The 16,221-nt window shown below is 62.7% G+C and carries 3 protein-coding genes; all 3 read left to right on the top strand.

Annotated elements, in window-relative coordinates; translation table 11 throughout:
- Positions 1-69 precede the first annotated feature (69 nt).
- Positions 70-3,480: a non-ribosomal peptide synthetase gene (locus tag JTJ32_RS18050; protein ID WP_210042854.1), complete on the top strand. Its 3,411-nt coding sequence runs from the start codon at positions 70-72 to the stop codon at positions 3,478-3,480.
- On the top strand, positions 3,477-11,276 hold the full coding sequence (locus JTJ32_RS18045; protein ID WP_210042853.1) for a non-ribosomal peptide synthetase: 7,800 nt from the start codon (positions 3,477-3,479) through the stop codon (positions 11,274-11,276). Before JTJ32_RS18050 ends, JTJ32_RS18045 begins: the two co-directional genes overlap by 4 nt.
- 245 nt (positions 11,277-11,521) lie before the next feature.
- A partial coding sequence (locus JTJ32_RS18040; protein ID WP_210042852.1) for a non-ribosomal peptide synthetase occupies positions 11,522-16,221 on the top strand: 4,700 nt, incomplete at its 3' end.

Genomic DNA, 16,221 nt, shown 5'->3' with positions numbered 1-16,221 from the left:
CCCCGCCAATTCGTTCTTGTTGAGACGGCCGCGCCACACGGTCAGCCCCATTCAGCAAGGACATGCCCCATGAACCCCGAACACGCCCAGAAACTCGCTCGCCGTTTTGTCGAGTTACCCTTGGAAAAACGTCGCTTGTTTCTCGACGGCATGCGTCGTGAAGACATGGATTTCTCGCTGTTCCCGATCCCGTCGTGCGAGGGGCTGGCCGAGCGTGACGGGCTGTCTTACGCGCAGCAGCGCATGTGGTTTCTCTGGCAACTGGACCCCGGCAGCGCAGCCTACAACCTGCCGATGTCAGTGTGCCTGAAGGGCGCGCTGGACCTGCCGCTGCTGGAGCAGGCCTTCAGCGCGCTGGTCGAGCGTCATGAGAGCCTGCGCACGACCTTTGGTCAGGAAGGCGACCGGGCTTTTCAGCGTGTGGCACCTGCGACTCCCGTGCGCATCGAATTGACTGACCTGAGTGCGATGCCGGTCGATCAGCGCTGGGTCGCGGCGCGTCAGGCCATGGCCGGGCAGGCGGTGCAGGCGTTCGATCTGCAGCACGGGCCGCTGTTCACGGTGCGCGTCTTGCGTCTGGCCGCGCAGGAGCATGTGCTGCTGCTCAACCTGCACCACATGATCACCGATGGCTGGTCGATGAACGTGCTGATCGACGAGTGGCTGCGAGGCTACGATGCGCTGGTCGCCGGTCAGCCGCTGCCGTTTCAGCCGCTGGTCGTGCAGTACCGCGATTACGCCGTGTGGCAGCGCAGCTGGCTGGAAGCCGGCGAGCAGGAGCGGCAGCTGGATTACTGGCGTGCGCATCTGGGCGACGAACATCCCGTGCTGGAGCTGCCGACAGACCGCCCGTACCCGGCCTTGCCCAGCCACGAAGGTGCACGCCTCGAACTGGCGCTGGAGCCCGAGCTGCTGCGCAACCTGAAAACCCTCGCCCAGCGCCACGGCGTGACGCTGTTCGTGGTCCTGCTGGCGACCTTCAAAAGCCTGCTGCACCGTTACAGCGGACAGACCGATATCCGGGTCGGCGGGTTGATCGCCAACCGCACCCGCAGCGAAACCGAAGGGTTGGTCGGCTGCTTCATCAATACTCAGGTGCTGCGCAGCGAAGTCACGGCACAGACGCGCTTTGTCGATCTGCTGCAAACCGTGGCCAAGGCTTCGACCGGCGCACAGTCGCATCAGGAGTTACCGTTCGATGCGGTGATCGACGCCCTGCAGCCCGAGCGCAGTCAGAGCCACAACCCGCTGTTCCAGGTGATGTTCAATCACCAGCCGGTGGTCGCCGATCTGCTCGACAAACAACTGGCCTGTGGCTTGCGCGTGGCCAATCTGCCTGCCGAACAACAGGCACTCGCCCAGCGCTCCCACGCCGCTGCCAGTGACCTGATGCTGGCCACCAGCGGTGAAGGCGAGCAGTTGAACGCTGCATTCACCTACGCCACCGATATTTTCGACGAGGTCACCATTGCCCGGCTGGCCGCGCACTGGCGCAACCTGCTGGCGTCGGTCTGTGCCGATCCACTGCAAACCGTGTCGCAACTGTCGATGCTGGCGGCTGACGAGCGCATGCAATTGCTGGATGTCGATAACGCGATCAACGACGATAGCAGCACGCCTGCGCATCGACTGTTCGAGGCGCAGGCCAGACGTACTCCGGATGCCGTGGCGCTGATCCTCGCCCAGGGCGCCGATTCGCCCAGCCTGACTTACGCCGAACTGAACGCGCGTAGCAATCAACTGGCTCGACGCTTGTGCGAGCGCGGCGCAGGGCCGGGTGTGCTGGTCGGCGTGGCGCTGGGTCGTTCTCTGGAAATGCCTGTCGCGCTGTTGGCCGTGCTCAAGGCGGGTGGCGCTTATGTGCCGCTGGACCTGTCGGCGCCGAGCGAGCGTCTGCGGCATGTCATGGAGGACAGTGGCCTCAGGCTGCTGCTGACCCACAGTGACCGCCTCGCCGCATTGCCAATGCCGGAGGGTCTTGATTGCCTGTGCATTGATCAGATCAGTGACATGACGACCAACAGACAAGACCTGGAGGTTCCGGTCGATCCGGCCAGTCTCGCTTACGTGATCTATACCTCCGGCTCCACCGGACGGCCCAAGGGGGTGGCGATCAGTCATGGGTCACTGTCTGAGTTTGTCACCCTCGGTGCCGATTACAGCGACCTGCGTGACGGCGACCGGGTGCTGCAGTTCGCGACTCACAGCTTTGACGGCTTCGTCGAACAGTTCTACCCGCCGTTGTGCCGAGGCGCAGCCGTGGTGCTGCGTGACCAAAGGGTGTGGGACAGCGCGACCTTCCATCAGGCAGTCGTCGAGCATCGCGTGACCCTGGCCGATTTGCCCGCTGCCTACTGGCTCACGCTGGTGCAGGACTTCGCGGCCAGCCCGCCCGCGCACTACGGCGCACTGCGGCAGATTCACGTGGGCGGCGAGGCCATGGCCGTCGAAGGGCTGCGTCTGTGGCGCGACGCGGGTCTGGGCCATGTGCGCCTGCTCAACACCTACGGCCCGACCGAGGCCACCGTGGTGTCGAGCATTCATGATTGCAGTGCGTTGATGCCCGAAGCGGTGTCCTGGCGTGGCGTGCCCATTGGGCATGCGCTGGCCGGACGTCGTCTTTACATCCTCGACGACGACCTGAACCTCCTGCCGCAAGGCGCGGTGGGCGAGTTGTACATCGGCGGGCCAGGGCTGGCACGGGGTTATCACGCTCAGCCGGGGCTGAGTGCCGAGCGTTTCGTCGCGGATCCGTTCGTAGCGGGTGAGCGCCTGTATCGCACCGGTGACCGCGCCCGGCAGCGTCTGGATGGCGCCATCGAATACGTTGGCCGGGTCGATCATCAGGTGAAGATTCGCGGCTTCCGCATCGAACTGGGTGAAATCGAGTCGCGCCTGCAGCAGTGCGATGACGTGCGCGAAGCCGTGGTGCTGGCCATTCCTCTGGCGGGCAGCACGCACCTGGTGGCCTACATCGTGCCGCACACCGCAGCCATCAGCGAAACCGGGCAACTGACGTTGCGCCAACGCATCAAAGCCGAGTTGCAGGGCAGCCTGCCGGATTACATGGTGCCGACCCACCTGTTGTTGCTGCCGACTCTGCCGCTGACCCCCAGCGGCAAGCTGGACCGCAAGGCCTTGCCCGCGCCGGACGCCAGTCAGTTGCAGGCTCTTTATCGTGCGCCGCACAGCGAGGTCGAAATCTGCCTCGCAGCCATCTGGCAGGAAGTCCTGCACACGGCGAGGGTCGGGCTCGATGATCACTTCTTCGAACTGGGCGGCCATTCGTTGCTGGCCGCGCAAGTCATTGCCCGCATCAAGACGCAACTGGGCGTCAGCCTGCCGTTGCGCGTGCTGTTCGAAAAACCGGTGCTGGGCGATCAGGCCGCCGAGGTCACGCTGCTGACCGCCAACACCCCTGACAACGACTGGAGCGATATGGACCAGTTCATGGATTCGCTGGAGGAGTTTGAAGCATGACCGGGACCACTGCTGCACGTATCGCGAAACGTTTTGTCGGCCTGTCGCTGGAGCAACGCCGACAGTTTCTCGCCCGGCTGCGTCAGGACGGCAAGGACTTCAGTCTGTTGCCGGTACCGGTCAGTCGTCATGACTTCACCGAGATCCCTCTGTCCTTCGCTCAGCAGCGCCTGCTGTTCCTCTGGCAGCTCGATCCGTCGAGCGATGCCTACAAGATGACCACCGGCCTGCGTCTGCATGGCATGCTGAACGAGGCGGCGCTGACCCGTGCATTCGACCATCTGATCGAGCGCCACGAAGTGCTGCGCACCGTGTTCCAGACCGACGGCGACCAGCCGCTGCAAATGGTGCTGCACGACCAGCACGTGGCGCTGGAGCGCAGTGATCTGTCCGCGCTCGACACCGTGCAACGCGATGCCGAACTGGCCTTGCAGGTGGCGACTGTCACCGCTCAGCCTTTCGATCTGCGTTCGGGTCCGCTACTGCGCGTTCACCTGTTCCGCCTGGCCGACCAGGAGCATGTACTGGTGGTGTGCATGCACCACATCGTCTCCGACGGCTGGTCGATGGATGTGATGATTCAGGAGTTCGTCCACGCCTATCAGGCATACAGCGAAGGCCGCGAACCGAGCCTGCCGGAACTGCCGCTGCAATACGCCGATTACGCGATCTGGCAACGCAGCTGGCTGGAGGCGGGCGAGGGCGAGCGGCAACTGGCTTACTGGCGCGATCAATTGGGCACCGAGCAGCCGCTGCTCGACGCGGCACAGGATTTCCCGCGGCCGGTTGCGCAGAGCTATCAGGGCGAACACCTGCGTTTCGATTTCGGTGCCGACCTGTCGTATCAACTCAACGCTTTTGCCCGCACTCACGGGATGAGCCTGTTCATGCTGGTGCTGGCCGGTTTCTCGCTGTTCCTGTCGCGCAAGGCCGGACAGCGCGATATCCGTATCGGAGTGCCCAACGCCAATCGGGGCAGGGCCGAGACGGAAGGGCTGATCGGCTTTTTCATCAATACCCAGGTGCTGCGTTGTCAGGTTGACGAACGCTTGAGTTACCTGGACCTGCTGACGCAGATTCGTGACACCTCGTTTGGCGCGCAGGCGCATCAGGACGTGCCGTTCGAACAACTGGTCGATCATCTGGCACTGGAGCGCAATCTGGGTCACAACCCGCTGTTCCAGGCCAAGTTCAACCAGAACGTGGTACTCAAGCAGAAGACCGCGCTCAGACTGCCGGGTCTGGACGTCAGCGAATACGCTTTCGACAAGCAGGGCGCGCACTTTGACCTGGCGCTGGACATCACCGATGACGGCACGCTGATTCATGGCGACATGGCCTTTGCCAGCGACCTGTATCGCCGTTCGACGGTCGAGCGCTTCGTGCCTGAATTGCTGGCCCTGTTCCGGACCTTGCTCGCTGCGCCCGAGGCGCCGCTGTTCAGTCTGGGCGCTCTGGCGGTCGAGCAGGCACCACGTCCGCTTGAGCCCGCTCTTTCGGCATTGCAACAGTGGCATCGTCAGGTCGAACGGCAGCCGCATGCGCTTGCGGCCCGTTATCTGGACTGCACCTTGAGCACGCTGGAGCTGGATCAGGCCGCCAATCAGCTCGCCCGCCACTTGATTGGACTGGGTGTACAGCAAGGCCAGCCGGTCGCTGTATTGATGGAGCGCTCGCTCGACTGGCTGACGTCAGTACTGGCGATTTTCAAGGCCGGTGGCGTGTACATGCCGCTGGACGTCAAGGCGCCGAATGCGCGTTTGCAGCAGATGCTGGCCAATGCGAAGGCCAAAGTGGTGCTGTGTGGCGAAGGCGATGCGCGGGCCGGGTTGCTGGCAGTCGAGGGCTGTCAGGGCGTCAGTTGGACGCCTGCGTTGTGGCAGGACTTGCCCGCCAATACCCTCGAACCGACGCTTGTCGCCGAGTCGCCGGCCTACGTCATTCACACCTCCGGTTCCACCGGCCAACCCAAGGGTGTACTGGTCAGCCATGGCGCTTTGGCCAGTTACGTACGTGGTTTGCTGGATCGACTGCAACTGGCTCCCGACGCGAGCATGGCGCTGATTTCGACCATCGCCGCCGACCTGGGCCACACCGTGCTGTTCGGCGCCTTGTGTTCCGGTCGCACCCTGCACGTGCTGCCTGAAACCCTCGGGTTCGACCCGGACGGCTTCGCCCGTTACATGGCCGAACATCGGGTCGGCGTGCTGAAAATCGTCCCCGGCCATCTGGCGGCGTTGATGCAGGCCAGCCAACCCGCCGATGTGCTCCCGCAACACGCATTGATCGTCGGCGGTGAAGCCTGTCCGCCGACGCTGGTCGAGCAGATTCGACAGCTCAGGCCGGAATGCCGGGTGATCAACCATTACGGCCCGAGCGAGACCACGGTCGGGGTGCTGACCCACGAAGTGCTCGCGTTCGACCCGTTGCGTCCTGTTCCAGTGGGCACACCGTTGCCGGGCGCTCAGGCGTATGTGCTGGATGACGTGCTCAACCTGAGCGACACGCAGGTGACCGGTGAGCTGTACATCGGCGGCGACAGCGTGGCGCTGGGGTATCTCGGACAACCTGGGCTGACCGCCGAACGCTTCGTGCCGGACCCGTTCGCCCAGCATGGCGCTCGGGCCTACCGCAGCGGCGACCGCATGCGTCGCAATCATGAAGGACTGCTGGAATTCATTGGTCGCGCCGACGATCAGGTCAAGGTGCGCGGCTATCGGGTCGAACCTGGCGAAGTGGCGCGGGTGCTGCTGGCACTCGAATCGGTCAGCGAGGCCTGCGTACTGCCGCTGCCAATGGAAGGCGACGAATCGCGCCTGCAACTGGTTGCGTACTGCGCAGCATCTGCCAGCGCTGAAGCCCTGCGCGAACAACTGGCTTCAAGGCTGCCGGACTACATGGTGCCTGCGCAGATCATGCTGATCGACCGCCTGCCGCTGACGGCCAACGGCAAACTCGACAAACGTGCCTTGCCCAAGCCGGGCGTGGTTCACCAGCGCTACACCGCACCGGTGGGCGAGATCGAGGAAAAGCTTGCTGCGGTCTGGGCGGATGTCTTGAAGCTGGAGCAGGTCGGCAGCAGCGACAACTTCTTCGAGCTGGGTGGCGATTCGATTCTCAGCCTGCAAATTATCGCCCGCGCCAAGCGTCAGGGCATCAAGCTCAGCCCCAAGCAGTTGTTTGAAAAACAGACCATTGGCCAGTTGGCGTCGGTGGCAAAGCTGATTCAGAAAAAACCGGTGGCGACGGTGGAGCAGAGCAGCGGTTCATTGCCCTTGCTGCCGATTCAGGCGCGTTTTTTTGAGCTGGAGATTGCCGAGCGCAATCACTGGAATCAGGCCGTGATGCTCAAGCCGCGAACGGCACTCGACGCGACCCGGCTGCAAAGCGCGCTCACTGCGCTGATCGAACACCATGACGCCTTACGCCTGGGCTTCGTCCAGCAGGACGGCCAGTGGCACGCGAGCTTTGGTGCGCAGGACGTACGCAATCTGCTCTGGGTCCATGAACTGGACAATCGCGAGCACCTGACCGCGCTGGCCGACAAGGCCCAGCGCAGTCTGAATCTGCAAGCCGGTCCGCTGCTGCGCGCCGTGCTCGTCAACCTGCCGCAAGGCGAGCAGCGCCTGCTGCTGGTCATTCACCATCTGGTCGTCGACGGCGTGTCATGGCGGGTGCTGCTGGAAGACCTGCAACAGAGTTATCAGGCGCTGGCCGCTGGTCAGCCACTGACGCTGCCTGCAAAAACCAGCGCGTTCCAGCGTTGGGCTGAACAGTTGCAGAACCATGCAAAGAGCGACGCACTCACAGCCGAGCGTGATTACTGGCTGCAGGCCTTGAAGGGTGCCGATCAACCGCTGCCTCGCGACAAGCCGAATGGCACGCAGCGCAATCGCGACGCAGCCCATGCATCGTCCTGGCTGAGCAGGGAACTGACCCATCAGTTGCTGAAAGTCGCGCCGTCGGCCTACCGCACTCAGGTCAATGACCTGCTGCTGACGGCACTGGCGCAGGTGCTCTGCGAGTGGAGTCGACAGCCATCCGTGCTGATTCAGCTGGAGGGTCATGGCCGCGAAGACCTGTTCGATGACATGGACCTCAGCCGCACAGTCGGCTGGTTCAGCAGCCTGTTTCCGGTCCGCCTGACGCCTCACTCCACGCTGGCTGAGAGCCTGTGCGGCATCAAGGAACAACTGCGCGCGGTGCCGAACAAGGGCATCGGTTACGGCGTGTTGCGATATCTGCGCGAGCCGTCGTTCGCCCGCGAATGGGCTGCGTTGCCCGAAGCGCACGTCACGTTCAACTATTTGGGCCAGTTCGACGCCAGCTTCGACAGCCAGAATGCCCTGTGGCTGCCAAGCGCAGACAGTGCCGGTGTCGCACTGGATGAAGACGGCCCGCTGGCCAATAGCCTGAGCCTCAATGGCCAGGTGTTCGACGGCCAGCTGCAGATGAACTGGACGTTCAGCCGCGAGCAATACCAGCCCTCGACCATCGATGCTCTGGCGCGTCGTTACGAACAGGCCTTGACCACCCTGATTGAACATTGTGCGGCCGGGCATCAGGGTGTCACACCGTCGGACTTCCCGCTGGCCCGCCTGAGTCAGGTGCAGCTTGACCGTCTGTCGGTGCCTGCAAGCAACATTCAGGACATCTACCCGCTGGCACCGATGCAGCAGGGCATGCTGTTTCACAGCCTGTTCGAACAGGATGCGGGCAACTACATCAATCAGCTTCGTGTGACGGTAAACGCGCTGGATGTGCCGCGTTTCAAGGCGGCCTGGCAGTCTGCAGTGGACGCTCATGACGTGCTGCGCAGCTGTTTTGTAAGCCACGCCGAGCAGTCGCTGCAAGTGGTGCAGCGCCAGGCTGATGTGCCTTTTCTGGTACTGGATGCGCGCGGCAAACCGGATCACTGGCTGGATGATTGGGCCAACGACGATCGGCAACAGGGCTTCGATCTGGCACAGGGGCCGCTGTTGCGACTGGCTCTTTTGCAGACCGGCGAACACGCTTATCAACTGATATATACCAGCCATCACATTCTCATGGACGGCTGGAGCAGCTCGCGCCTGCTGGGTGAAGTGCTGCAACGCTACAGCGGCCAGCCGCTGCCGAAACCGGCCGGGCGTTATCGGGATTACATCGAGTGGCTGAGCGTTCAGGACGCTGTTCTCAGCCAGCGTTTCTGGACCACGCAACTGGCCGAACTGGACGAGCCGACCCGGCTGGTGCAGGCGCTCAAGTCGTCGCCGAGTGGGCAGGGGCATGCTGATTACGTACACCTGATCGATGCAGACGGCACCAGACGCCTGAGCGAGTTTGCTCGTGAGCAACGCGTGACCCTCAACACGCTGGTACAGTCTGCGTGGCTACTGGTGCTGCAACGCTACACCGGTCAGTCGAGCGTGACCTTCGGTGCCACCGTGGCCGGGCGCCCGTCGGACCTGCCAGGCGTCGAGGAACAACTCGGTCTGTTCATCAATACCCTGCCGGTCATTGCCAGCCCGCGCCCTGAGCAGACCGTTGCTGACTGGGTGCAGCAGGTGCAGGCGAAAAACCTGGCGCTGCGCGAGCATGAACACACGCCGCTGTATGACATTCAGCGCTGGGCGCGGAGCGGCGGCGAAGCGTTGTTCGACAATATTCTGGTGTTCGAGAACTACCCGATGTCCGAGGCGCTGCAGCGTGCGCCGGACGGGCTGACGTTCAGCGAGTTGCGTAATCAGGATCAGGCGCATTACCCGCTGACGCTGGTGATCGAGGCTGCCGACGTCCTGTCGGTACGCTTCAGTTACGACCGTCAGCACTTCAGCGCCGAAGCGGTCGCGCAACTGGCCGCGCACTTTGGTCATTTGCTGCACCGCCTGAGTGCCGACGCATCCGCCTGTCTGGGCGAATTGTCGCTGCCGGTCACCTGGACACAGGCGGTACAGGTCTGGCCGACCACGCAGTGCGCTCATCAGCGTTTCGAGGCGCAGGCTGCACAAACACCTCAGGCCATCGCCCTGGGTCTGGGTAGCGAACAGTTGAGCTACGACCATCTCAACCGCCGCGCCAACCGGCTGGCCCACAAGCTGCGCGAGCAGGGCGTCGGCCCGGACGTGCGCGTGGGGCTGGCGGCCGGGCGCAGTCTGGACATGATCGTCGGCCTGCTGGCGATTCTGAAAGCCGGTGGCGCCTACGTGCCGCTGGACCCGGATTACCCGCAGGACCGCCTGGCGTTCCTGATGCAGGACAGCGGCATCGAACTGCTGCTGACCCAGGCATCGGTGCTGGACTTGCTGCCGGTTCCGGCGCATGTGCAGTGCCTGTTGATCGAGGCTTCGCTGGACGGCTACAGCGCCGATAACCTGATCAATTGCACAACGCCGGACAACCTGGCCTACGTGATCTACACCTCGGGTTCGACCGGCAAGCCCAAGGGCACGCTGCTCGCGCACCGCAACCTGATGCGCCTGTTCGCGGCCACCGATGACTGGTTTGGCTTCGACGAGCAGGACGTCTGGACGCTGTTTCACTCCTTCGCCTTCGACTTCTCGGTCTGGGAAATCTTCGGCGCGCTGCTGCATGGCGGTCGACTGGTGATCGTGCCGCGTCACACCAGCCGCTCGCCGGAAGACTTTCATGCCTTGCTGATCGAGCAGCAGGTCACCGTACTGAACCAGACCCCGTCGGCGTTCAAGCAGTTGATGCACGTGGCCTGCGAAAGCGGAAAAAACCTGGCCCTGCGTTCGGTAATCTTCGGTGGCGAAGCCCTGGACGTGACCAGCCTGACGCCCTGGTTCGAACGCTTTGGCGATCAGTCCCCCACATTGATCAACATGTACGGCATCACCGAAACCACCGTTCACGTCACGTATCGGCCGATCACCCAGGCCGACACGCAGAACCCTGCGAGTCCCATCGGCGAGGTGATTCCTGACCTGTCGTGGTACGTGCTGGACGCCGACTTCAATCCCGTCGCTCAGGGGCGCAGCGGTGAACTGCACATCGGTCATGCGGGCCTGGCGCGGGGTTATCACAACCGTGCGGCGCTGACCGCCGAACGTTTCGTGCCTGATCCGTTTTCGAAGGATGGCGGACGCCTGTACCGCACCGGCGATCTGGCGCGTTATCGCACGGCAGGCGTGATCGAGTACGCCGGGCGTATCGACCATCAGGTGAAGATCCGTGGCTTCCGCATCGAACTGGGCGAGATCGAAGCGCGTTTGCAGGTCCACGCCCAGGTGCGCGAAGTGATCGTGCTGGCGCTGGAAGGGCAGTTGGTGGCGTATGTGGTGCCGACCGACCCTGCACAGGACCCGCACACCCTGCGTGAAACCCTGAAGAACGAGCTGAAAGCCCACCTGCCGGACTACATGGTGCCGACCCATTTCGTGTTGCTGGATGCCATGCCGCTGACCGCCAACGGCAAGCTGGACCGCAAGGCACTGCCTGCGCCGGATGCCACTCAGTTGCAGGCGCAGTTCGTGACGCCCGAAGGTGAACTGGAGCAACAGCTGGCCGCGATCTGGGCCGAGGTGCTGAGGATCGAGCAGGTTGGTCGTACCGACAATTTCTTCGAACTGGGCGGACATTCACTGCTGGCGGTGCAGATGCTGGTACGTGTGCGTGAACAGTTGCAGCACGAGGTCAGCCTCAAGGATCTGTTCGAACACCCCGTGCTCGCCGATTTCAGCGTCACGATTCAACAGAAAAACGGCGAAAGTGACCATGCACAGGACGAATTGACTAAATCACTGGAGGCTCTCAAACGTTTATCAGCGGAGGAAATTGATAATTTGCTGGCCTGATGGTGTTGCGTGGCGCAAGGGCATTTTTATTCCCTGATACAGCGCAGGTTTGCAGCAAAAAACAGACTGTGGGAGAGGGCTTGCGCGCGAAAAACGACGATGCGGTTTGCCTGACCAACCGCATCCATGGATCGCTGGCAAGCCGCCTTCCACAGTCCAGTGTCTGCCGCGAGATAGCGTTTCGTCAGGGCACAGCGCCCGTTCCCTCAGGAATGCTTCAGTTCAGTTGTTCAGGAGAAACACCCGTGCACCAGTTGCTTGACTCCGTTAAATCGCTGTCCCCCCGTGAACGCAAGGCGCTTGCGGTCCTGCTCAAGCGCCAGGGGGTGAATCTTTACGGAGTCACGCCGATCTTCCCCAGGGAGACGCAGGAACCGGCTGCGCTGTCCTTTGCACAGCAGCGGCAATGGATTCTCTGGCAACTGGAGCCGCACAGCGCGGCCTACAACATCCCGCTGGCTTTGCGGCTGCATGGTCCGCTGAACCGTGAAGCCCTGCGTCGCAGCGTCGAGGCGTTGATCGAGCGCCACGAAACCCTGCGTACACGCTTCGAGCAGCAGGGTGACGAAGCGTTTCAGGTTGTGCATCCGGCGTCGGCTTTTGTGCTGAACGTCGACCGGCTTGTCGATGGCCAGTCGGTCCAGGATTACGTCGATCACGAAGTGCAACAGCCGTTCGATCTGCAGCACGGACCGCTGCTGCGCGTCAGGCTGTTGCAGCTTGCCGATCACGAACACGTGCTGGTCCTGACCCAGCACCACATCGTGTCCGATGGCTGGTCAATGCCGATCATGGTCGAGGAACTGCTGCAGGGGTATCAGGCGATCAGCCAGGGGCGCGCGATCGAACGTGAGCCGCTGCCGATCCAGTACGCTGACTATGCGATCTGGCAACGCAACTGGCTGGAAATGGGTGAACAGGCACGGCAGCTGGAGTACTGGAAAACCCAGCTCGGCGATCAGTCAGTGGTGCTGGAATTGCCCACCGACCGTCCACGTCCGGCTGTGCGCAACCTTCATGGCGCACGCTTGAATATCGAGCTGGACGCCGCACTGTTGAACCGCCTCAAGTCCCTCGCCCGTGAGCAGGGCATCACCGTGTTCATGCTGTTGCTGGCCTCGTTCCAGACCCTGCTGCATCGCTACAGCGGGCAGGACGATGTGCGCGTCGGCGTGCCGATTGCCAACCGCAACCGCAGCGAAACCGAAGGGCTGATCGGCTTTTTCGTCAACACTCAGGTGCTCAAGGCCGAGTTCTCGGCGCAAACCAGCGTGGCCGAACTGCTGCAACAGATCAAACAGACTGCTTTGCAGGCTCAGGCCCATCAGGACTTGCCGTTCGAACAATTGGTCGAAGCCCTGCAGCCGGAGCGCGACCCGAGTCGCAGTCCGCTGTTTCAGGTCGCTTACAACCACCAGACCGAAGCCCGCAACGAAGCCCGCGAGCTGGCAGGGCTGCGTCTTGAATATCAGCTGTCCGACAAACACACCGCGCAGTTCGATCTGACGCTGGACACCTGTGAGCGTCTGGACGGGCTCGGCGCATCGTTGACCTACGCCACTGACCTGTTCGACGCATCCACCATCGAGCGCATGGCGGGTCACTGGCGCAACCTGCTGCAAGCCATGACAAGCGATGTACAGCAGCGCATTGCCGACCTGCCGTTGCTGAGCGCCGAGGAGCACGAGGCGACCTTGCAGGGCTGGAATGCCGGTCTGAAGGTTTATCCGACCGAGCAAGGCGCGCATCAGCGTTTCGAGGCGCAGGCTGCACAAACACCGCAGGCCATCGCCCTGAGTCTGGGTAGCGAGCAGTTGAGCTACGACCATCTCAACCGCCGCGCCAACCGGTTGGCCCACAAACTCCGCGAGCAGGGCGTCGGCCCGGACGTGCGCGTGGGGCTGGCGGCCGAGCGCAGTCTGGACATGATCGTCGGCCTGCTGGCGATCCTGAAAGCCGGTGGCGCCTACGTGCCGCTGGACCCGGATTATCCTCAGGACCGCCTGGCGTTCCTGATGCAGGACAGCGGCATCGAACTGCTGCTGACCCAGGCATCGGTGCTGGACTTACTGCCGGTTCCGGCGCATGTGCAGTGCCTGTTGATCGAGGCTTCGCTGGACGGCTATAGCTCTGAAAATCCGGTCAACCATACGACGCCGGACAACCTGGCCTACGTGATCTACACCTCGGGTTCGACCGGCAAGCCCAAGGGCACGCTGCTGGCGCACCGCAACCTGATGCGCCTGTTCGCGGCCACCGATGACTGGTTTGGCTTCGACGAAAAGGACGTCTGGACGCTGTTTCACTCCTTCGCCTTCGACTTCTCGGTCTGGGAAATCTTCGGCGCGCTGCTGCACGGCGGTCGACTGGTGATCGTGCCGCGTGACACCAGCCGCTCGCCGGAAGACTTTCATGCCTTGCTGATCGAGCAGCAGGTCACCGTGCTGAACCAGACCCCGTCGGCCTTCAAGCAGTTAATGCACGTGGCCTGCGAGAACGACAAACCCCTGGCCCTGCGTTCGGTGATCTTCGGTGGTGAAGCCCTGGACGTGACCAGCCTGACGCCCTGGTTCGAACGCTTTGGCGATCAGTCTCCCGAACTGATCAACATGTACGGCATCACCGAAACCACCGTTCACGTCACGTATCGGCCAATTACTCAGGCCGACACGCAGAGCCCTGCGAGTCCCATCGGCGAGGCGATTCCTGACCTGTCGTGGTACGTGCTGGACGCCGACTTCAATCCCGTCGCTCAGGGGTGCAGCGGTGAACTGCACATCGGTCATGCGGGCCTGGCGCGGGGTTATCACAACCGTGCGGCGCTGACCGCCGATCGCTTCGTGCCTGATCCGTTTTCGAAGGACGGCGGACGCCTGTACCGCACCGGCGATCTGGCGCGTTATCGCTCGGCAGGCGTGATCGAGTACGCCGGGCGTATCGACCATCAGGTGAAGATCCGTGGCTTCCGCATCGAGCTGGGAGAGATCGAAGCGCGTTTGCAGGCCCACGCCCAGGTGCGCGAAGTGATCGTGCTGGCGCTGGAGGATCAGTTGGTGGCGTATCTGGTGCCGACCGACCCTGCACAGGACCCGCACACCCTGCGTGACACCCTGAAACGCGAGCTGAAAGCCCACCTGCCGGACTACATGGTGCCGACCCATTTCGTGTTGCTGGATGCCATGCCGCTGACCGCCAACGGCAAGCTGGACCGCAAGGCACTGCCTGCACCGGATGCCACTCAGTTGCAGGCGCAGTTCGTGGCGCCCGAAGGTGAGCTGGAGCAGCAACTGGCCGCGATCTGGGCCGAGGTGCTGAAGGTTGAGCAGGTCGGTCGTACCGACAATTTCTTCGAACTGGGCGGGCATTCACTGCTGGCCACGCAGGTCATTTCGCGTGTTCGTCAGCAGCTCAGTGTCGAGCTGTCCTTGCGACATCTGTTTGAAGCCCGGGATCTGGCCGCATTCGCGCAGTGCGCAGGTCAGGGTCAGGGTCAGGGTCAGGCTGCCGGCACGCCGTCGTTTGTCAAAGCCGACCGCAGTCAGCCGCTGGGTCTGTCTTACGCCCAGCAACGTCAATGGTTCCTCTGGCAACTGGACCCGCAAGGCACGGCCTACAACACGCCTGCCGTGTTGCGCCTGAGCGGCTCGCTGGATATCGCTGCGCTGGAAAACAGTTTCAGCGCATTGATTGCCCGTCATGAAACCCTGCGTACCACCTTCCGTCAGGACGGCGAGCTGGCGGTACAGGTTATCCATCCGGCCCGCGCCTTCACCCTGACGGTCGAGCCGGTGCCGAGCGGGCAGAGTATTGAAGCTGTTGTGCAACGCGAAGTGCAGCGTCCGTTCGACCTGGAGCGGGGGCCGCTGCTGCGCGTAAAACTGCTGCATCCGGGCCGCGACGAGCACGTACTGATCCTGACCCAGCACCACATCGTGTCCGATGGCTGGTCGATGCCGATCATGGTCAAGGAACTCGTGCGTCTCTACGAAGGCTTCAGTCAGGGCCATGATGTGCAGCTGGCCGAGCTGACCAGGCAGTACGCTGATTACGCGCTCTGGCAACGAAGCTGGATGGAAGCGGGCGAGCAGGCCCGGCAGTTGGCGTACTGGAAACAGCAACTGGGTGACGCGCAACCGATTCTGGAACTGCCTGCCGACCGACCGCGTCCGGCGTTGCAAAGTCATGCCGGGGCGCGACTCGCCATCGAGCTGGATGAGGCGTTGATCGAAGGGCTGAAAAACGTGGCCCGTCAGCAGGGCGTGAGCCTGTTCATGGTGCTGCTGGCCTCGTTCCAGAGCCTGCTTCATCGCCACAGCGGTCAATCCGACATTCGGGTTGGCGTGCCGATTGCCAACCGCACCCGTGCTGAAACCGAAGGTCTGATCGGCTTTTTCGTCAATACTCAGGTGTTGCGCGCCGGGTTCGACCTGCACACGACCTTCGATGAATTGTTGCAACAGGTCAAACACACCGCGTTGCAGGCTCAGGCGCATCAGGAGCTGCCGTTCGAGCAACTGGTCGAAGCGCTGCAGCCCCAACGCAGCCTCAGTCACAGTCCGCTGTTCCAGGTCATGTTCAACCACCAGAATCAGGCCAGCGCCGAAGTGAGCGAAGTGGCGGGGCTGCAGGTTGAATCAGTCGAACTCAACAGCTACCCGGCGCAGTTTGACCTGACCCTGAATACCGCCGAACACGAGGGTGGGTTAAGTGCGGGCATGACTTATGCCACCGCATTGTTTGATCGCAGCACCATCGAGCGCATGGCCGGGCACTGGCAAACCCTGTTGCGAGCCATCTGCGCCAATCCCGGCCAGCGCATTTCCGAACTGCCGATACTGAACGACGCCGAACGTCAACAGATGCTGGATTGGAACGCCACGGCTGCGGCCTTCCCGAGCGAGCAGTGCATTCATACGCTGATCGAGGCTCAGGTTCAAAAAACGCC

Source organism: Pseudomonas alliivorans (assembly GCF_017826695.1).
Taxonomy (GTDB): domain Bacteria; phylum Pseudomonadota; class Gammaproteobacteria; order Pseudomonadales; family Pseudomonadaceae; genus Aquipseudomonas; species Aquipseudomonas alliivorans.
Note: the sequence above shows the minus strand (reverse complement) of the source record. Positions and strands in the feature narration are given on the sequence as shown.